The 19,380-nt window shown below is 65.7% G+C and carries 16 protein-coding genes; 6 read left to right on the forward strand and 10 right to left on the reverse strand.

Annotated elements, in window-relative coordinates:
• Nucleotides 1-155 precede the first annotated feature (155 nt).
• The 8 genes from EAV90_RS41220 to hpaR all read right to left on the reverse strand — a co-directional run bounded on the left by EAV90_RS41220 (nt 156) and on the right by hpaR (nt 11,326).
• The gene (locus tag EAV90_RS41220) at nt 156-413 is read right to left on the reverse strand and encodes an ATP-binding protein (protein WP_283810464.1); all 258 of its coding nucleotides are present in this window, start codon (nt 411-413) and stop codon (nt 156-158) included.
• Complete coding sequence (locus EAV90_RS12775; RefSeq protein WP_129143516.1) at nt 331-1,158, reverse strand: HD domain-containing protein; 828 nt, start codon at nt 1,156-1,158, stop codon at nt 331-333. Before EAV90_RS12775 ends, EAV90_RS41220 begins: the two co-directional genes overlap by 83 nt.
• 216 nt (nt 1,159-1,374) lie before the next feature.
• The gene (locus EAV90_RS12785; RefSeq protein WP_129143517.1) at nt 1,375-2,253 is read right to left on the reverse strand and encodes a transglutaminase family protein; all 879 of its coding nucleotides are present in this window, start codon (nt 2,251-2,253) and stop codon (nt 1,375-1,377) included.
• Complete coding sequence (locus tag EAV90_RS12790) at nt 2,250-4,763, reverse strand: circularly permuted type 2 ATP-grasp protein (protein WP_122404224.1); 2,514 nt, start codon at nt 4,761-4,763, stop codon at nt 2,250-2,252. The genes EAV90_RS12785 and EAV90_RS12790 overlap by 4 nt, the downstream gene beginning before the upstream one ends.
• 27 nt (nt 4,764-4,790) lie before the next feature.
• A complete protein-coding gene (locus tag EAV90_RS12795; protein ID WP_129143518.1) occupies nt 4,791-8,060 on the reverse strand; it encodes a transglutaminase family protein in 3,270 nt (1,089 codons plus the stop codon).
• 165 nt (nt 8,061-8,225) lie between these two features.
• Nucleotides 8,226-9,749, reverse strand: coding sequence for a UxaA family hydrolase (locus EAV90_RS12800; protein ID WP_129143519.1), 1,524 nt, complete (start codon nt 9,747-9,749; stop codon nt 8,226-8,228).
• A gap of 166 nt (nt 9,750-9,915) precedes the next feature.
• Nucleotides 9,916-10,692 (reverse strand): HpcH/HpaI aldolase family protein, encoded by a 777-nt coding sequence (locus EAV90_RS12805; protein WP_128262697.1) that lies wholly within the window; start codon nt 10,690-10,692, stop codon nt 9,916-9,918.
• Between the two features lie 115 nt (nt 10,693-10,807).
• Nucleotides 10,808-11,326, reverse strand: coding sequence for a homoprotocatechuate degradation operon regulator HpaR (gene hpaR, locus EAV90_RS12810; RefSeq protein WP_122404228.1), 519 nt, complete (start codon nt 11,324-11,326; stop codon nt 10,808-10,810).
• 111 nt (nt 11,327-11,437) lie between these two features.
• Here hpaR and hpaH point away from each other — a divergent pair, with 111 nt between their 5' ends.
• The 6 genes from hpaH (at nt 11,438) to EAV90_RS12840 (ending at nt 17,853) form a co-directional block, all read left to right on the forward strand.
• Complete coding sequence (gene hpaH, locus EAV90_RS12815) at nt 11,438-12,244, forward strand: 2-oxo-hept-4-ene-1,7-dioate hydratase (RefSeq protein ID WP_129143520.1); 807 nt, start codon at nt 11,438-11,440, stop codon at nt 12,242-12,244.
• Nucleotides 12,245-12,275: 31 nt separating this feature from the next.
• Nucleotides 12,276-12,674, forward strand: a complete 399-nt coding sequence (locus EAV90_RS12820) for a 5-carboxymethyl-2-hydroxymuconate Delta-isomerase (RefSeq protein ID WP_129143521.1) — start codon at nt 12,276-12,278, stop codon at nt 12,672-12,674.
• Nucleotides 12,667-14,205, forward strand: a complete 1,539-nt coding sequence (hpaE, locus tag EAV90_RS12825; RefSeq protein WP_129143522.1) for a 5-carboxymethyl-2-hydroxymuconate semialdehyde dehydrogenase — start codon at nt 12,667-12,669, stop codon at nt 14,203-14,205. The genes EAV90_RS12820 and hpaE overlap by 8 nt, the downstream gene beginning before the upstream one ends.
• 141 nt (nt 14,206-14,346) lie before the next feature.
• Nucleotides 14,347-15,330 (forward strand): 3,4-dihydroxyphenylacetate 2,3-dioxygenase, encoded by a 984-nt coding sequence (gene hpaD / locus EAV90_RS12830; protein WP_129143523.1) that lies wholly within the window; start codon nt 14,347-14,349, stop codon nt 15,328-15,330.
• Complete coding sequence (locus tag EAV90_RS12835; RefSeq protein WP_129143524.1) at nt 15,330-16,199, forward strand: fumarylacetoacetate hydrolase family protein; 870 nt, start codon at nt 15,330-15,332, stop codon at nt 16,197-16,199. The genes hpaD and EAV90_RS12835 overlap by 1 nt, the downstream gene beginning before the upstream one ends.
• Before the next feature lie 25 nt (nt 16,200-16,224).
• Nucleotides 16,225-17,853 (forward strand): thiamine pyrophosphate-dependent enzyme, encoded by a 1,629-nt coding sequence (locus EAV90_RS12840; protein WP_129143525.1) that lies wholly within the window; start codon nt 16,225-16,227, stop codon nt 17,851-17,853.
• Between the two features lie 63 nt (nt 17,854-17,916).
• Here EAV90_RS12840 and alkB read toward each other — a convergent pair whose 3' ends face one another.
• Both alkB and EAV90_RS12850 read right to left on the reverse strand, forming a co-directional pair.
• Complete coding sequence (gene alkB, locus EAV90_RS12845; protein WP_129143526.1) at nt 17,917-18,570, reverse strand: DNA oxidative demethylase AlkB; 654 nt, start codon at nt 18,568-18,570, stop codon at nt 17,917-17,919.
• Nucleotides 18,571-18,579: 9 nt separating this feature from the next.
• Nucleotides 18,580-19,326, reverse strand: coding sequence for a 2OG-Fe(II) oxygenase (locus EAV90_RS12850; RefSeq protein WP_129143527.1), 747 nt, complete (start codon nt 19,324-19,326; stop codon nt 18,580-18,582).
• Between the last annotated feature and the right edge of the window lie 54 nt (nt 19,327-19,380).

Here is a 19,380-nt window from a genome sequence, read left to right on the forward strand (position 1 = left end):
TCCCGAGATGAGGAAAAATCGGAGACCGCGGGCATGCGAAGCCCGGGGGCACGGCGTCATGATAGCACGGCCATTTCGGGGCGACAGCCAGAGCAGCCGCCGCCCGCACCAACGTCGACGCAAATCAAGATCGAATGCGGCGGCTCGAGCGCAGTTCAGTCGGGAATGCCGAAATAGAATGCTGCGCCCTTGCCGACCTCGGCAGTGGCCCAGATGCGTCCGCCGTGGCGTTGCACGATGCGCGATGCGATCGAAAGGCCGATCCCGGTGCCCTCGTACTGATCGGCATCGCCGGGCTTGGGCGCCACCGGCGGCCGATAAAACGCGCCGCTATTTCTGCGGACCGGACAGCGAGATGTCGCGTTCGGCGCGGAAGACGTTGCTGTAGAGGTTGGCGATCCATTGCCGGCCAATCTCGGTCTTGTTGAGATAACTGATCTCGGTCTGGATGTGCGGTGCGACGCTGTTCCAATAGAATTGCGGATAGCGGTTCACGATATCGGCCGGCGAATCGTAGCCGAGCTGACGATTGATGCCGACCTCCTCGAATTCGTAATAGAGCGCGTTGGCCTTGCGCAGATAGTTGGGATCGCCGAGCTGGCCGATGAAGTCGGCCGCGCGCAGGATCGAGGCATCCTCGTCATAGTCCTGGCCCTCGCGGGCCGGAAAGCGCGTGCCCTCGATAGCGCGGGCAATGCGGTCCGGGTCGAGTCCGGGAATATGTCGCAGCCGCCGCGTGACATAAAGCTTTGACCGATCGACGTGATACATCATCAAGCTGGCATCAGATGCGCCGCGCGGCAGGGAGATCTTGGTGTCGGCCGCATCGATCACGAATCCATCGCAATCGTCCTCCTCGAACAGGCCTCGCACATAGCCGATGTCGTGGGCGAGGCAGGCGATCAGGACGTGGACGTAATCTTCGGCCGACAGATGCGTATGAAGACTTCGGCCCTTGAGGATCGCCTGGGCAGCCAGCGTCACCAGCATCGTATGCTCGATGTTATGATAGAGCGCATCGCTGTTGCCGATGCATTCCATCGCGGTGCGGGTGGCGCTCTCGACGATACTTGCAGACGTCTCATCGTACCGGCGACGCATGAACGAGCCCAGCATCTTCTCCAGGGTTTCCGCCGCCAGTCTCGGTAACGTCATCATGGGTGCGGCCCCGATTGTCGGTGGTGTTTCACGCCAATTCCCGACATTTCCTCTCGTCCTCGATGCAAGAGCCAGCATAGCCCATCTTGGGCCGCTTGGCCAAATCCCGGGGCGGAAATCCGGAAAGATGTTGCAGTTGCGCTCCGCCATAGCTCGGTTGCAACGATGGCGCGATACACCCTAGAGGCGCCGGGTGTCCAGACCGCAAGATTGCGGTTATTCTACCTGCAGCACGTCGACGGCGACGCCGAGCTTCTGTTTTGGCGAGCCGACGATGACGCCGTCGACCGGCGAGACGTCGGAAAAGTCGCGCCCGACCGCGAGCACGATATGATCATTGGCGACCAGGAGATCGTTGGTCGGATCGAAATCGATCCAGCCGAGCTCCGCCCCGCACCAGAGCGACACCCAGGCGTGGGTGGCGTCGGCACCTTGCAGGCGCGGTTGGCCGGGCGGCGGAGCGGTACGCAGGTAGCCGCTGACATAGGCGGCCGGAAGACCGAGCCCGCGCAGCCCTGCGATCATCACATGGGCAAAGTCCTGGCAGACCCCGTGGCGCTTGTCGAAGACCTCATTGAGCGGCGTCGAGATCACAGTAGCCTTGGGGTCGTAGCGAAACTGGTTGCGAATGCGATGCATGAGATCCACCGCGCCTTTGAGGACACCCGCGCCGGGCGGAAAACTTTCCGCCGCATAGGCGCTGACCGGGCGCAGCACCGGCACCAGCGGGCTCGCAAAGACATAGCCGACCGGCGAGGACGGTCCGAGGCTCGTCGCCTCGAAGGCAACGTCGCGGATGGTCTCCCATGGTGGGCTCGCGGCATCACGCGCCGGCGGCTGTCGCGAGACAGATACACGGGAACGTGAATCGATCCGCAAGTTGCGATGCGCGGCTTCGATCACCACGCTCTCGGTCAGCGTGCCGAAGAAGTCGCGCCGCACGTTGCGCTCGGCCGGGCGTGGATGGATCTCGACATCGTGCGAGATCAAATCCTGGCCGCCGCCGCTTCTGGGCTCCAGTCGCAGCGTGCAGCGGGCGAAGCTGACGGGATTCTCGTACTCGTAGGTGGTGACGTGACGGATGTCGTAGATCACGCCAGCCCCGTCAGCTTTTCCGGCCGGCTGGCATTGGGACCGTGCGGAAAGTAGTGCTGCCCGACCGCGTCGGCGAGGCTGAGCAGATCCTGCTCCAGGGCGAACAGGGTCTTGACCTCGAGCTTTTCGGCCTCCGCGGTCGCGAGCATCGCCTGCATCGCTACCGCGAGGCGCTGCGGCTTCTCGATCAGGCCGTGCTCCTTCAGGCTCGGCAGCGCGGCGATGTGCTCGTTCAGCGTGGTCACCTGGAAGGCCACCGACCGCGGATTGTAGGGATCGAGCACGGCGAGGTCGCGCACCGGTGCCAGGATCGGCGCCAGCAGATAACGCGAGCGGTAGGTGATCTGGCAATCCACCAGCGTCAGCAGAATGTCGAGATCCTCGTCGCCGGCCTCGTCATAGGCGAACTGACGGGTAAAGCGCGTGGTGTTGATGGCGCGCTCGACGCGGCGACCGATGTCGAGGAAACGCCAGCCCGCGGCGCGGTTCATGTTCTCCTGGGCAAGGCCTGCGAAGCTCGCAAGCTCCTGCAACGTCAGCTCGGCCGCGCGCAGTACGCTGTCGTCGTCCTCCACTTCATAAGCGAGACGCTCGGCCATCTCGGTGATGACCTGCCAGGCATCGGGCGACAGCCGCTCGCGCAAGGAAGTCGCGGTGCGCTGGGCCGCGCGCACCAGCGACAGCGCCGAGCCGAAACGGTCGGGACTTTGCAACCCTTCTGCGACGATGCGCCCGGGCGCGGTGCGCGAGGTTTGCGAGACCGCGCCCCAGGCCACCAGCATGCGCTGGATGCGTTCGGCCGATTGCACCGAGGCCGCGGTGCCCTTGTTGGGCCCGCTCGGCGAGCCCAAAGCGCGCACCAGCCGCAGCGTCGCCTCGGCGCGCTCGAGGTAGCGGCCGAGCCAGAACAGATTGTCGGCAGCGCGGCTCGGCAGCACGCCGGCGATGCGGCGGATGCGCACCTTGTCGGTCGCGGGTAGCAGCGTCGCGGTCGAGACCTGCTTGTCGGAGACGACCCAGACGTCGGCGGCGCGCGCGCCATCGCCCATGGACACCGCGCGTGCGTCCGGCTGCTCGGCGATCCGGCAGAATCCGCCGGGCATGATGGCCCAGCCGTCCGGGGTTGCGGCGGCGAACACCCGCAACACGAAAGGACGCGGCGTGATCTGCCCATGCTCCCACACCGGCATGGTCGAGAGCCGCACCACCTCCTGGCCGACATAGTCCATGCCGCGCGCTGTAATCGCATCGACCAGCCGCTGGCGCTCGGCGGCATCCAGCTCGCTCGCAAGCACCGGACCATTGCTGTCGAAACCGGGCACGCCGCGCCAATAGGCCCCTTCGATCGCAACCTCGTCGAGCCTTGCCAGCACCTCGTCGCGCGCAGCGCGCTGGCCGCACCACCAGGTCGCGATGTGCGGCATCTTCAGCTCTTCGCCGAGCAGGCGGCGGCTCAGCGCCGGCAGGAAACCGAGCAGCGCCCGCGCCTCCAGCACGCCCGAGCCAGGCATGTTGGCGACGACGACGCCATCCTTGCGCAGCACATCGATCAGGCCAGGCACGCCCAGCCGCGAGGAGGCATCGAGCTCGAGCGGGTCGAGCGAGTTGGAATCGATCCGGCGCAACAGCACATCCAACCGCTTGAGCCCGGCGACGGTGCGGATGTGGACGCGGTTGTCGCTGACCGCGAGATCGTCGCCCTCGACCAGCAGGAAGCCGAGATAGCGCGCCAGTGTCGCATGCTCGAAATAGGTCTCGCTGAAGCTGCCGGGGGTGAGCACGCCGATCCGCGGCTCGTCGCGGTCGGCCCGCGCACGTAGCGAGTCGCGGAACGACTCGAAGAAGGGCGCGACACGCGGCACGTTCATCGACTTATAGAGGTCGGAGAAGGCGCGCGAGAGCACCAGGCGGTTCTCCAGCGCGTAGCCCGCACCCGAGGGCGCCTGGGTGCGGTCGCCGAGCACCCACCAGCGGCCGTCGGGGCCACGGCCGACGTCGGCGGCATAGATCGAGAGATAGCGCCCGCCCGGCGGCGGCACGCCGCATACGGGACGGAGATATTCGGGGCTGCCGGCGATCGCGGCCGCGGGCAGCGCGCCTTCGGTGACGAGCCGGCCCTCGCCATAGATATCGCGCAGCACGCGCTCGAGCAGCTCGGCGCGCTGGGTGATGCCGGCGCAAAGCTGCTGCCAGTCGGCCTCGTCGATCAAAAGCGGCAGATGGCTGATCGACCAGGGCCGATCGGCGCTGTCGCCGGGCGCGCGGTAGGTGACGCCGGCCTCGCGGAGATGACGATCGGCCATGCCGAAGCGCCGCTCGATCTCGTCGGGCGCCAGCGCGCCGAAGGCATCGAAGAAGCGGCTCCAGACCGCGCGCGGCGCACCGTCGGGCCCAAGGAACTCGTCGGGAATGCCGGGCAGGCGGGTGTAGTCGCGGACCCATTGCGCGATCCGCTGCTGGGCCTGGGCCCTACCCGCCTGATCGTTGTCTTCGGCTACGCCCTCGCCCATGCGCCTCTCACTGCCCCCGCATCATACTCATTGCAGGAGCGGCGTCCGCAAGTCGAGGGTCAGCGGAAACTCATTTGTGCGTTCCTCGGGCGGCGGCTGCATCGGACCCGGGGTGTGGCCGTGGTCCTGGAAGCGCGCCAGCCGCCGCGCCTCGGCCTCGTAGGTGTTGACCGGTTTGGTGTCGTAGTTGCGCCCGCCCGGATGGGCGACATGGTAGACGCAGCCGCCGAGCGAGCGGCCGTTCCAGGTGTCGATCAGGTCGAAGGTCAGGGGCGCGTGGACGGGGATGGTCGGGTGCAGGCCGGAAGCCGGCTGCCAAGCCTTGAAGCGGACGCCGGCCACGGCTTCTCCCGAGCGTCCTGTCGGGGTCATCGGCAGGCGGCGGCCGTTGCAGGTGACGATGTGGCGGCCCTCGACGAAGCCCTCGGCCTTGACCTGGAGCCGCTCGACCGACGAGTCGACATAGCGCACCGTGCCGCCGGCCGAGCCCTCCTCGCCGAGCACGTGCCAGGGCTCGAGCGCTTGCCGCAATTCCAGCGTCACGCCGCCATGATGGACCCGGCCGAAGGCGGGAAAGCGGAATTCGAGCTGGGCCAGATACCATTCCGGCTCGAACGGGTAGCCGAACTGCTTCAGCTCGGTGAGCATCTCCTGAAAATCTTCCCAGATGAAATGCGGCAGCATGAAGCGGTCGTGCAGCGCGGTGCCCCAGCGCACGAACTTGCCGGCCAGCGGCTCGCGCCAGAATTTTGCGATCAGCGCGCGGATCAGGAGCTGCTGTGCCAGCGACATGCGCGGATCCGGCGGCATTTCGAGCGCGCGGAATTCGACGAGACCGAGCCGCCCCGTAGGCCCCTCCGGCGAATAGAGCTTGTCGATGCAGATTTCGGCGCGGTGGGTATTGCCGGTGATGTCGACGAGCAGATGCCGGAACAGCCGGTCCACCAGCCACAGCGGCGTCTGGTAACCGGGCGGCGGCACGTGCGAGAGCGCGATCTCGAGCTCGTAGATGCTGTCGTGGCGGGCCTCGTCGATGCGCGGCGCCTGGCTGGTCGGGCCGATGAAGAGGCCGGAGAAGAAATAGGACAGCGACGGATGCCGCTGCCAGTACAGCACGAGGCTCTTCAGCAGATCAGGCCGGCGCAGGAACGGCGAATCCTGTGGGCTCGAGCCGCCGACCACGACGTGATTGCCGCCGCCGGTGCCGGTGTGGCGGCCGTCGACCAGGAAGCGGTTGGCGCCGAGGCGGACCTTCGCCGCGTCCTCATAGAGGCCGGAGGTGATCTCGACCGCATCGCGCCAGCTCCTGGCCGGCTGGATGTTGATCTCGATGACACCAGGATCGGGCGTCACCTTGATCACCTCGATGCGCGGATCGAACGGCGGCGGATAGCCTTCGACGTGAACGGGAAGCTGCATCTCCTCGGCGGTGTCTTCCAGTGCCGAGACAAGCTCGAGATAATCCTCGATGCGCTCGACCGGCGGCATGAAGGCACAGATCACGCCGTCGCGGATTTCCACTGCCATGGCGGTGCGCACGGGAATGGACGTGTTGAGATGCTCGGGGGCGGTGCGCGGCGGCGATGGCGGGCGCGCCATGCGGGTGAACACCGGCAGCTTGCCGCGCGGCTCCGTCGGATCCTGTTCAACGACGTAGGGATATTGGTTCGGCGGGACGTAGCCGAGCGAGCCCATCGGCAGGCGCAGGCCGAGCGGAGAATCCCCCGGCGTCAGGAACAGATGATTGCGCCGGAGCGGCCAGCGCTCGCTGCGCCAGCGCGGCGGCGCATTCCAGCGCTGGATCGGCAGCACGAAGCCGCGCGGCGTGGTCAGGCCCTGGTCGAACACGCGCGCCATGCGTGCGCGCGCTTCGGGATCGGACAATTTGGAATCGGTGGGATCGACATTGACCGGAAGCTCGGCCTCCTTCATCAGCCAATAGGCCGGGTCCTCATAGGCCGGCATGATGTAGCCGAGATCGACCCCGAGCCGCGCGGCGGTGCCTTCCATGAAGGCCTCGGCGTCCCTGACCTCGGGCCGCCGTGGGTTCGCGATCTTCGCGATGAGATCGGCGTTCTTCCAGATCGGCACGCCGTCCTTGCGCCAGTAGAGGCCGAAGGCCCAGCGCGGCAGGCTCTCGCCCGGATACCATTTGCCCTGGCCGTAATGCAAAAGGCCGCCCGGAGCGAAGCGCGTGCGCAGGCGGCGGATCAGATCGTCGGCGAGCGTGCGCTTGGTCGGGCCGACGGCTTCGGTATTCCACTCACCCGCCTCGAGATCGTCGACCGAGACGAAGGTCGGCTCGCCGCCCATGGTGAGCCGTACGTCCTGCGCGGCGAGATCGCCGTCGACCTGCTCGCCGAGGTCGTTGAGCCGCGCCCAGGATTCGTCGGAGAACGGCTTTGTGATGCGCGGCGCCTCGCGGATGCGCTTGACGCTCATATCGAAGGAGAACTCGACCTCGGCAAAGCCGGCGCCGCCGGAGATCGGCGCGGCCGAGCTATAATGCGGCGTGGCGGCCACCGGGATGTGCCCCTCGCCCGCAAGCATGCCGGAGGTCGCGTCGAATCCGATCCAGCCCGCGCCGGGCAGATAGACCTCGGCCCAGGCGTGCAGATCAGTAAAATCGTTCTCGACTTCGGGCGGTCCCTCGATCGGATCGATGTCGGGACGGATCTGGACGAGATAGCCGGAGACGAAGCGGGCGGCGAGACCGAGATGGCGCAAGGTCTGGATCAGCAGCCAGGCGGAGTCGCGGCACGATCCTGCGCCGGAGGCAAGCGTCTCCTCCGGCGTCTGAACGCCCGGCTCCATGCGGATGATGTAGCGGATCTTCTTCTGGAGCTCGCGATTGAGCTCGACCAGGAAGTTGACGGTGTTCGGGGCCTCGTGCGGGATCGAGTCGAGAAATTTGGCGAACAGGCGATCGGGCTTGATGGTCTCGAGATAAGGCGCGAGCTCCGTTTTCAGGTCCTTCGGATACTCGAACGGAAAACTGTCGGCGTAGGGCTCGACGAAGAAATCGAACGGGTTGACCACGGTCATCTGCGCCGTGAAGTCGACCTCGAATTTCAGCTCGGTGGTCTTCTCCGGAAAGACGTAGCGTGCAAGCCAGTTGCCTTGCGGGTCCTGCTGCCAGTTCACGAAATGGTTGGCGGGCGTGACCTTGAGCGAATAGCTCAGGATCGGCGTGCGCGTGTGCGGCGCCGGCCGCAGGCGGATGGTCTGCGGGCCAAGGTCGATGGGGCGGTCGTACTTGTAGTGCGTGACGTGGTGTAGCGCGACGTAAATCGACACGGGGTGCGGTGCTCCAGCAGCTTTTTTGAGCAGAACACCTGAGGTCAGCGTGATCAAGCACTAACAACGGGCAGAGGGTGCCTACGGCACGGGCGGATGGTGAGTGGCGAATAGCGAATAAGCTTGCCCGTCCTATTCGTCACTCCCTATTCGCCATTCACTTTCTTACATCGTCGCGCCCAGCACCCATGGCGCGAACTCGGCGCCGCCGAAATCAAAGCTCTCGCTCTTGGTCGGCTGGCCCGAGGCAGTCTTGAGGATGAGATCGAAGATGCGCTGGCCGCATTGTTCGACGCTCTCCTCGCCTTCGAGGATGGTGCCGCAATTGACGTCCATGTCCTCTTCCATGCGCTTGTACATGGGCGTGTTGGTGGCGAGCTTGATCGAGGGTGCCGGCTTGCAGCCGAACACGCTGCCGCGGCCGGTCGTGAAGCAGACGAGGTTGGCGCCGCCGGCGACCTGGCCGGTCGCAGCCACGGGATCGTAACCGGGCGTGTCCATGAAGACGAACCCCTTCTTGGTGACGGGCTCGGCGTAGCGCAGCACCTCGACGAGATTGGTGGTGCCGGCCTTCGCCATCGCGCCGAGCGACTTCTCCAGAATGGTGGTGAGGCCGCCGGCCTTGTTGCCGGGGCTCGGATTGGCGTTCATCTCGGCGCCTTCGCGCGCGGTATATTCGTCCCACCAGCGCATGAGATCGACCAGCTTCTCGCCGACCTCGCGGCTGATCGCGCGGCGCGTGAGCAGATGCTCGGCGCCGTAGGTCTCCGGCGTCTCCGACAGGATCACGGTGCCGCCGTGACGCACCACGAGATCGCTGGCAGCGCCGAGCGCAGGATTGGCTGATACTCCGGAATAGCCGTCCGAGCCGCCGCATTGCAGCGCCACGGTCAATTCGCTCGCGGGCACGGTTTCGCGCTTGACCTTGTTGGCGTCAGTGAGCGCCTCGCGCACGAAGGCGATGCCTGCTTCGACCGTCTTGCGGGTACCGCCGACCTCCTGGATGTCCATCGCACGCAAGCGGCCGGCGAGCTTCTGCTCTTCCATGAGGCCACCGATCTGGTTCACCTCGCAGCCGAGGCCGAGCACGATGACATGGGAGAAATTGACGTGCCGCGCGTAGCCGCCGAGGGTGCGGCGGAGCAGCGCGAGCGGCTCGTTCTGCGTCATGCCGCAGCCGGTCTTGTGGGTCAGCGCGACCACGCCGTCGACATTGGGGAAGTCGGCCAGCGGATTGTCGCCGGTGAAGGGATTCTTCTTGAAGACGTCGGCGACGAGGCTTGCGACATGCGCGCTGCAATTCACCGAGGTGAGGATGCCGATATAGTTGCGCGTGGCGACGCGGCCGTCCGGGCGGCGGATGCCTTCGAACGTCGCCGGCAGGTCGAAATTCGGCGTCGGCTTGACGTCGGCGCAATAGGCGTAGTCCTTGGCGAAGTCGCCCATGCCGCAGTTCTGGGTGTGCACGTGCTGGCCGGGCGCGATGGCCTGGGTGGCAAAGCCGATGATCTGGCCGTAGCGCTTGACCGGCTCGCCCGTTGCGATCGGCTTGATCGCGACCTTGTGGCCGGAGGGAATGCGATCGACCGTGGTCACGCCGTCTGCGACCCATGTTCCCGGCGGCAGGCTCGCGCGCGCGATCACCACGCCATCATCGGGATGCAGGCGGATGACGGGGCTGATGGTCATGGGTGGTCTCCTGTATCGAAACTATCGTGCCCCGGACGCTGCGCAGCGCGATAGCGGTGCGCTGTTGATCCGGGGCCCAGGCTTACGTCATGTGCTTCATTGGCTTCCAGGTCCCGGCTCTGCGAAACAGCGCTACGCGCTGCATCGCGTCCGGGACGCGAGAGCATCAGGCCTTGCCGCCGGAATCCTTGCGGGTCGCGTTGACCTGCATCTTGGCATAGGTCGTCATCAGGCCGACTTCGTTGGACAGCGTCACCAGCTTGAAGCCCATGTTGATGGCGCGCGCAGCGCCTTCGGCGCCGCTGCAATGGATGCCCGGGTTGAGGCCGCGCTTGCCGCATTCCTTGATGATCTTCTCGTAGATCGCGAGGATCTCGGGCTCGCTGCGGTCGAGCTTGGGCTCGAGGCCGTAGGAGAAGCCGAGGTCGGACGGGCCGATATAGACGCCGTCGATGCCCTCGACGTCGAGGATCGCTTCCATGTTCTCGACCGCGGTCCTGGTCTCCATCATCGGCAGCAGCACGATCTCGTCATTGGCCGTCTTCTGGTAGGAGCCCGCAGTGCCGTACATGCCGGCGCGGATCGGACCGTTGGAGCGCACGCCCTTCGGCGGATATTTCGCATAGGAGACCAGGTTCCGGGCTTCCTGCGGCGTGTTGACCATCGGGCAGATCACGCCATAGGCGCCGCCATCCAGCACCTTGCCGATGATGCCGGGCTCGTTCCAGGGCACGCGAACCATCGGGGTCACCGGATGCTTGTCCATGGCCTGGAAGCACTGCACCATCGACAGATAGTCCTGCACGCCATGCTGCATGTCGACGGTGACGCTGTCGAAGCCGCATTGCGCGATCATCTCCGCCGAGAAGCCGGAGGGAATTGCCAGCCACGCGTTGACCACGGCCTTGCCCGACTTCCAGATCTCTTTGACTTTGTTCGCCACGTTGCCTTTCCTTCCCTGTTGCTCTCACTCGCCGCGGATCGCGTTGGGCCGCACTTTGAGCGAAAAAAAGCGTGAATGTCCATGGCTCTGACCGCGCACGCACGCATATCTGGGCTCATCCCTCCGCGAGGGTATCATCCGCGCTTCGGAGCCCGGCGAGGCTGTGCTCGAGTTCGCCGAGCATCTCCTGCAATTCGGCGAGCTTACGTGCGCCAAAGCGCCGCGTAATCTCGGCATAGATCGCTTCCGACGTCGGTGCCACCGCGGCCATCAGCTTCACGCCCTCCTTCGAGATCGAGACCATGCTGCGACGCTGGTCCGCCTTCGCCGTCTTGCGCTCGATCAGGTTGCGCGCCTCGAGGTCGCGCAGGATGCGCGACAGACTCGGCCCGAGCAGGAAGGCGGTACGCGCGAGTTCCGTGACCTCGACAGCCTCGATGGCCGCCAACGCCCGCAGGATACGCCATTGCTGCTCGGTCAGGCCGTGCTCGCGCAGCGAGGGCCGGAACTGCCGCATCACCGCCTCGCGCGCCCGCAGCAGCGACATCGGTAGCGAGCGCGAGAAGTCGCGCATCGGCACCTGGCGCGCGGCAGGCACGCTTCCGTTGGCGGGGTCAGCCGGTCTCTTGCTCATGACGCCCTTTCAGACTGCAAAACGTTTGCAGTGCAACAACCCGAGATTCCGTTTGACGCATTCATTTAACATGTTAAGTATCTCCGGGCACCACGATTTGTATGATGACGAATGGCGCTTTCCAACGACGATATCCAGGCTTGCGCGAGGCGTCTGCATCAGGCGGAGAAGACCCGTTCGCAGATTCGCCAGCTCTCGCAGGATTTCCCTGACATCACCATTGCCAATGCCTACGCGATTCAGAAGGCCTGGGTCGACGTCAAGATCGCGGAGGGGCGCATCGTCAAGGGCCACAAGATCGGCCTGACCTCGAAGGCGATGCAGAGCGCGCTCAATATCGACGAGCCGGATTCCGGCGTGCTGCTCGACGACATGTTCTTCGCCGATGGCGGGATCATCCCGACCGAGCGCTTCATCGCGACGCGCGTCGAGGCTGAACTCGCTTTCGTCATGAGCAAGCGCCTCACCGGCCCTGCGTGCACGCTGTTCGACGTGCTCAACGCCACCGACTTCGTCGTGCCGGCGCTGGAGATCCTGGACACGCGAATCGAGCGCGTCGATCCCAGGACCAAAGCCACGCGAAAAATCTTCGACACCATCGCCGACAATGCGGCGAATGCCGGCATCGTGCTCGGCGGACGGCCGATCCGTCCGCTCGACGCCGATTTGCGCTGGATCGGAGCGCTCTGCTTCAAGAACGGCCAGCTGGAAGAAACCGGCCTTGCCGCCGGCGTGCTCAATCATCCTGCGACAGCCGTGGCGTGGCTTGCGAACAAGATCGCGCCGCTCGGCCTTGCGCTGGAGCCCGGTCAGGTCGTGCTCGCCGGCTCCTTCATCCGTCCGATCGAGACCCGCAAGGGCGACACAATTCAAGCCGACTATGGCGCCTACGGCTCGGTGAGCTGCTACTTCGCTTAAGGCGGACAAGAAGACAGGGAGTGAAACCGCGATGCCGCATTTCACCATCGAATATTCGGCCAATCTCGATGGCCGTCTCGACATCGGCGCGGTCTGCGAAGTGGTGCGCAAGGCGGCGGTCGAGACCGGCATCTTCCCGCTCGGCGGCATCCGCGTCCGCGCCGTGAAGTGCGAGCATTATGCGATCGCCGACGCGCGGCAGGATTACGGCTTTCTCGACATGGTGCTGCGCATCGGCGAGGGCCGCGACCTTCCCACGCGCCAGAGGGCCGGCGAGCAGGTCTTCCAGGCGCTCTCAAGACATCTCGATCCCGTTTTCGCCGCCAGCAAGTTCGCCCTATCGTTCGACATGCAGATCAACGACAAGGATACGAGCTGGAAGCGCAACAACATCCACGACGCCCTGAAAGTAGAGGCTGCCCATGGATAAGCCCACGCCGAAAGCCGACGTATTTCAGGCCAACCGCGACCGCATCGCGCCGCTGCTGAAGACGCTGCGCGCTGATGGCATCGGCCACACGATTGACGGCAAGACCGTCGCCTCGATCTCGGGCGAGACATTCGAGACCAAATCGCCGGTCGATGGCGCCGTGCTCGCCAGCGTCGCGCGTGGCAATGCGGAGGATGTCGACGCGGCGGCAACGGCCGCGGCGATCGCCTTCAAGTCCTGGCGCGACATGGGGCCTGCGATGCGGCGCAAGCTGCTGCATCGGGTGGCCGATGCGATCGAGGACAATGCCGAAGACATCGCCGTGCTCGAATGCATCGACACCGGACAGGCCTATCGCTTCATGGCCAAGGCCGCGATCCGCGCCGCCGAGAACTTTCGCTTCTTCGCCGACAAATGCGCCGAAGCGCGCGACGGCCTCAACACGCCGAGCGACGAGCACTGGAACATCTCGACCCGCGTGCCGATCGGCCCCGTCGGCGTGATCACGCCGTGGAACACGCCGTTCATGCTCTCGACCTGGAAGATCGCCCCGGCGCTGGCCGCCGGCTGCACTGTCGTGCACAAGCCGGCCGAGTGGTCGCCGGTGACGGCCTCCATTCTGGCGAGGCTCGTGAAGGAAGCCGGCGTTCCCGACGGCGTGCTCAACACCGTGCACGGCTTTGGCGAAGAGGCCGGCAAGGCGCTGACCGAGCATCCCGCCATCAAGGCGATCGGCTTCGTCGGCGAGAGCGCGACCGGCTCGGCGATCATGGTTCAGGGCGCGCCCACGCTGAAGCGGGTGCATTTCGAGCTCGGCGGCAAGAACCCCGTGATCGTGTTCGACGATGCCGATCTCGACCGCGCGCTCGATGCCGTCGTGTTCATGATCTACTCGCTCAACGGCGAGCGCTGCACCTCATCAAGCCGCCTGCTGATCCAGCAGAGCATCGCGGAGAAGTTCATGGAGAAGCTGACCGCGCGCGTGAAGGCGCTCAGGATCGGCCATCCCCTCGATCCCGCCACCGAGATCGGGCCGCTGATCCACGAGCGCCACCTCGCAAAAGTCTGCTCCTATTTCGACGTCGCACGCCAGGACGGCGCGACCATCGCGGTCGGCGGCAAGGCCTTTGACGGCCCGGGCGGCGGACACTATGTCGAGCCGACGCTGGTGACCGGCGCGCACAGCAAGATGCGCGTGGCGCAGGAGGAGGTGTTTGGCCCGTTCCTCACGGTATTGCCGTTCAAGGACGAAAAGGACGCCGTCGAGATCGCCAATGACATCCGTTATGGCCTCACCGGCTATGTCTGGACCAACGACATGGGCCGCGCATTGCGCGTTGCGGATGCGCTCGAGGCCGGCATGATCTGGCTTAACTCGGAGAACGTCCGCCATCTGCCGACGCCGTTCGGCGGCATGAAGGCCTCCGGCATCGGCCGCGACGGCGGCGACTATTCATTCGACTTCTACATGGAAACCAAGCACGTCTCGCTGGCGCGGGGCACGCACAAGATTCAGAAGCTGGGAATTTAACGCTTCGTCGTTCCGGGGTGACGGGACCGCGCAAGCGCGGCCCGGAGAACCCGGAACCTCGAGATTCTCAGGTGCGCAATTGCGCACCATAGTTCGGTCCTGCGGACCGCCCCGGGAATGACAGGACGAGGGGAAACGTACATGCCCGTACCGCAACACGTCTTCGAGCCACCGTTCAACATCATCCGCTCCAGCCACGTCGTGCTGGACGTCACCGACCTGAAGCTGAGCCGCTCGTTCTACGAGACCACCGTCGGCCTGCATGTCGAGGACGCCGACGACAAGGTCGTGTACCTGCGCGCCGCCGAGGAGCATCAGCATCATTCGCTGGTGCTGCGCAAGGCAGCCGTGCCCGCCTGCAACAGGCTCGGCCTCAAGGTCGGCAACGACAAAGATCTCGACAAGGCGGCCGCGTTCCTGTCCGAGCACGGCCTCAGCTACGCCTTCGCCGATCAGCCGTTCCAGGGCCGCACGCTGCAGTTCACCGATCCCTTCGGCTTCCAGATCGAGCTCTATGCATCGATGGATCGCCGACCGCATTTGCTGCGCCGCTACGACCTCTACCGGGGTTGCCATCCGCAACGGCTCGACCATTTCAACGTGTTCGCTGCCGAAGTGCAGGACACGATGGAGTTCTACGCCCGGCTCGGCTTCCGCCTCACCGAATATGCCGAGGAGGACGGCCCGAACGGGCGCATCGCCGCGGCCTGGATGCATCGCAAAGGCAATGTCCACGATTTTGCCATCACCAACGGCAAGGGCCCGCGGCTGCACCATTTCGCCTATTGGACGCCGACGGCGATGAACATCATCCATCTCTGCGACGTCATGGCCTCGCAAGGGTTCGTGAAGAACATCGAGCGCGGCCCGGGACGTCACGGCATCTCGAACGCGTTCTTCCTCTATGTCCGCGACCCCGACGGCCACCGCCTCGAGCTCTACACCAGCGATTATTTCACCGGCGATCACGACCATGAGCCGCTGCGCTGGTCGTTGCGCGATCCGCGCCGCCAGACGCTGTGGGGCGCGCCTGCCCCGCGCTCCTGGTTCGAGCGAGGCTCGCCCTTTACGGGCCAGCCAGTGCGCGAGCCGAGATTCGTGGCCGACGTGCTGGTGGCGGATTGATGATACTCCCCCGCCTCGCCACGTATTCCGTCAAGGGTGCAACCCGCTACGGTGCCGTCGTGGACGGCGGCATCATCGATCTGTCGGCGCGCTACGCCAAGGACTATCCCACCCTGCGCGAGGTGATCGCGGCCGGCAAGCTCGTGAGCCTCGCCGAGGAGGCCACCGGCCGCACGGCCGATCACGCGCTCGCCGACATCACCTGGCTGCCGCCGGTGCCCGCGCCGGAAAAGATCATCTGCATCGGCGTCAACTATCCCGACCGTAACGCCGAATACAAGGACGGCCAGGACGCGCCGAAATATCCCAGCATGTTCATGCGGAGCCCACGCTCCTTCGTCGGCCACGACACGCCGCTGGTCCGCCCGCGTGCTTCCGCGCAGCTCGACTATGAGGGCGAGATCGTGCTGGTGATCGGCAAGCAGGGCCGGCACATTCCAGAAAGCGCCGCGCTCGACCACATCGCGGCGCTGACGCTGTGCAACGAGGGCTCGGTGCGCGACTGGCTGCGTCATGCCAAGTTCAACGTCACCCAGGGCAAGAACTTTGACTCCAGCGGCAGTCTCGGCCCGTGGCTCGTGCCCTACACATCGGAATCGCAGATTGCGGACATTCGTCTCACCACGCATGTCAACGGCGAGCTCAGGCAGGACGATCGCACCAGCCGGTTGATGTTTCCGTTCCGCTATCTCATCAACTATATCTCGACCTTCGCAACCCTCGTCCCCGGCGATATCATCGTCACGGGCACGCCGACCGGAGCGGGCGCGCGGTTCGATCCGCCGCGATACCTGAAGCCCGGCGACGTCGTCGAGATCGCGGCCGAGGGCATCGGCGCTCTACGCAACGGCATCATCGACGAAGCCTGACCAACAACCAAAGTGGAATAGTGCAATGACCACCCTCACCGGCGGCGAAGCGATCGTAAGCGGGCTCGTCGCCCATGGCGTCGACACCGTGTTCGGCCTGCCTGGCGCGCAAGTCTACGGCCTGTTCGACGCGTTTCATCAGGCCCAGCTCAAGGTGATCGGCGCGCGACATGAGCAGGCCTGCGGCTACATGGCATTCGGCTATGCGCGCTCGAGCGGCCGACCCGGCGTGTTCAGCGTGGTGCCAGGCCCCGGCGTGCTCAATGCCAGCGCGGCTCTGCTCACCGCGTTCGGCTGCAACGAGCCGGTGCTGTGCGTCACCGGCCAGGTGCCGACGCCGTTCCTGGGCAAGGGCCGCGGCCATCTGCACGAGATGCCGGACCAGCTCGCGACCTTGCGCACCTATGTGAAATGGGCCGAGCGCATCGAATATCCCGGCAACGCGCCGACGGTCGTCGCGCGCGCGTTCCAGGAGATGATGTCGGGACGGCGCGGTCCCGCCTCGGTCGAGATGCCCTGGGACGTTCTCACCCAGCGCGCGAATACGGCAGCTGCCCAGGTGCTGGAGCCGCTGCCTGCGCCGCAACCCGATCCTGATACGATCAAGCAGGCGGCCGCGCTCATCAAGGCGGGCAAGTCGCCGATGATCTTCGTCGGCAGCGGCGCGATCGAGGCGCGCGAGGAGATCCTCGAGCTGGCCGAGATGATCGATGCGCCCGTGGTCGCCTTCCGCAGCGGCCGCGGCATCGTCTCCAACGCGCACGAGCTCGGCCTTACCATGGCGGCGGCCTACAGATTGTGGCCGACAACCGATTTGATGATCGCGATCGGCACGCGCGCGGAGCTGCCGGCATCCGGTTTCCGCTGGCCCTGTCAACCGAGCGGCCTGAAATCCATTCGTATCGACATCGATCCGGCCGAGATGCGCCGGCTCGCCGCCGATGTCGGGATTGTCGCCGATGCGAAGGCCGGCACCGCCGATCTCGTCGCCGCCGTGAAGAAGGTCGGCTATGCCAAAGGCCGCGGCCGGCGCGGAGACATCCGCGAAGCCACTGCGGCGGCGCAAGCAGAGATCCAGCGCATCCAGCCGCAGATGGCCTATCTCGACATCCTGCGCGAGGTGCTGCCGCACAACGCGATCGTCACCGATGAACTGTCGCAGGTCGGCTTCGCCTCCTGGTACGGCTTCCCGGTGTACCAGCCGCGCACCTTCATCACCTCGGGCTACCAGGGCACGCTCGGCTCGGGCTTTCCGACCGCCCTCGGCGCCAAGGTCGCCAATCCCGACAAGCCGGTGGTGGCGATCACCGGCGACGGCGGCTTCATGTTCGGCGTGCAGGAGCTTGCCACCGCCGTGCAGTTCAACATCGGCGTGGTGACGCTCGTGTTCAACAACAACGCCTATGGCAATGTCCGACGCGACCAGCGCGAACGCTTCGACGGCCGCGTGGTGGCGTCGGACCTCGTCAATCCGGATTTCGTCAAGCTCGCGGAGTCCTTTGGCGTGGCCGCAGCACGCGTGACCGCGCCCGATCAGTTCAAGGCGGCGATGGAGAAGGCGCTCAGCCATGGCGGGCCGTATCTGATCTCGGTCGAGGTGACCAGGGATTCGGAGGTGAGCCCGTGGGCGTTCATTCATCCGCCGAAGCCTTAGTGTCGTTCCGGGGCGATGCGCACCATAGTTCGCGCTAGCGCGCGCCACCGGAATGACGGGTCCCTAGCGCGTCCTGCGAAATGTCAGATTGATCCGCTTCCTTCCCAGCAGCGGATGCTCGCCATCGGCGAGCGGCGCGACGCCGTGATAGGCGAGCCTGCTGGCGCCGCCCCAGATCACGACATCGCCATGAACAAGTCGGAAGCGGCGCGGCTTGTCGGCGCGCGCGAGGCCGCCGAACAGGAAGGTCGCGGGCAGGCCGAGCGAGACCGAGACGATCGGCGCGGAATAATCCAGCTCGTCCTTGTCCTGATGCAGCGACAGCCGCGTGCCGGGCTCGTAGCGATTGACGAGGCAGGCATCGGGCGCAAAGCCGGCAAAGCCGCCCTGCTCCGCCGCGCGGCGGGCGAGATCGCAAAACACCGGCGGCATCGCCGGCCAAGGCGCGCCGGTGCGCGGATCGATGGGATCGTAACGATAGCCGGTGTGATCGGTGATCCAGCCGCGCTCGCCGCAATTGGTCATCGCCACCGACATCTGATAGCCGCCGGGCGTGGTCATCCGCCGGAACGGCGATTGCGCGACGATGGCCCGCACCGCATCGACCAGCTCGCTCTCGATCGGCTTGACGAAGCCGCGCAGCAGCACGGCACCGTCCGCGATCTGCTCGCGTGAGCGCTGCGCCTCGGCGACATTGTCGAACAGATCACCCGTCAATCGCAGCGCTCATTTGGCATCGTGGAAGATCACACCCAGCGTGTGGCGATGGCCGGACCTGATACGGCTGACGCCATGGCGGAGATTGACGCGGTAGGTGCCGCGTGTCCCCTGCACCGGGCGGTGATGCACAGCGAAGGCGACCGCATCGCCCTGCGCGAGCGGCACCACCTCGGCGCGGGACTGCATGCGCGGCCGCTGCTCGGTCAGCACGAACTCGCCGCCGGTGAAATCGCGCCCGGGCTCGGAGAGCAGGATCGCGACCTGGAGCGGGAACACGTGCTCGCCATAGAGGTCCTGGTGCAGGCAGTTGTAGTCGCCAGCCTCATATTGCAGCAGCAGCGGCGTCGGCCGCGCCTGCCCTGCCTCGTGACAGCGCTTCAGGAATGCCGCATGCGCTGTGGGATAGCGGATGTCGATCCCCATCGCCTCGTTCCAGCGATTGGCGACGGATTGGAGATGCGCATAGAGCGCCGGGCGCAGCTGCGCGATCAGCTCGGGCAGCGGATAGGAGAAATATTTGTACTCGCCGCGACCGAAGCCGTGGCTGCTCATGACGATGCGGCTGCGGAAGTGCGTATCGTCCGGATAGAGTTCGGCCATGGCGCGGCATTGGTCCGACGTCAGCAGGTTCTTCAGGACGGCGCAGCCTTGGGAGTCGAGCTCGGCGGTGATTTGCGGCCAATCGAGTGCGTCGATCTGCCCGGCGAGGTCAATGGAGGGAGAATGGGACGATTTGCGTGCGGTTGCTGTCATGGCTGCGACTCTCGCAATACGACGCCCCCGCCGCCACCCGATTTCCGATGACCA

The sequence above is a fragment of the Bradyrhizobium vignae genome (genome assembly GCF_004114425.1).
Lineage (GTDB): Bacteria > Pseudomonadota > Alphaproteobacteria > Rhizobiales > Xanthobacteraceae > Bradyrhizobium > Bradyrhizobium vignae.

Coding starts and splice junctions, on each gene's coding strand:
- EAV90_RS12775 (WP_129143516.1), bottom strand. CDS start 1,158: ATGATGACGTTACCGAGACTGGCGGCGGAAACCCTGGAGAAGATGCTG.
- EAV90_RS12790 (WP_122404224.1), bottom strand. CDS start 4,763: ATGGGCGAGGGCGTAGCCGAAGACAACGATCAGGCGGGTAGGGCCCAG.
- EAV90_RS12800 (WP_129143519.1), bottom strand. CDS start 9,749: ATGACCATCAGCCCCGTCATCCGCCTGCATCCCGATGATGGCGTGGTG.
- hpaR (WP_122404228.1), bottom strand. CDS start 11,326: ATGAGCAAGAGACCGGCTGACCCCGCCAACGGAAGCGTGCCTGCCGCG.
- hpaH (WP_129143520.1), top strand. CDS start 11,438: ATGGCGCTTTCCAACGACGATATCCAGGCTTGCGCGAGGCGTCTGCAT.
- EAV90_RS12820 (WP_129143521.1), top strand. CDS start 12,276: ATGCCGCATTTCACCATCGAATATTCGGCCAATCTCGATGGCCGTCTC.
- hpaE (WP_129143522.1), top strand. CDS start 12,667: ATGGATAAGCCCACGCCGAAAGCCGACGTATTTCAGGCCAACCGCGAC.
- hpaD (WP_129143523.1), top strand. CDS start 14,347: ATGCCCGTACCGCAACACGTCTTCGAGCCACCGTTCAACATCATCCGC.
- EAV90_RS12835 (WP_129143524.1), top strand. CDS start 15,330: ATGATACTCCCCCGCCTCGCCACGTATTCCGTCAAGGGTGCAACCCGC.
- EAV90_RS12840 (WP_129143525.1), top strand. CDS start 16,225: ATGACCACCCTCACCGGCGGCGAAGCGATCGTAAGCGGGCTCGTCGCC.
- EAV90_RS12850 (WP_129143527.1), bottom strand. CDS start 19,326: ATGACAGCAACCGCACGCAAATCGTCCCATTCTCCCTCCATTGACCTC.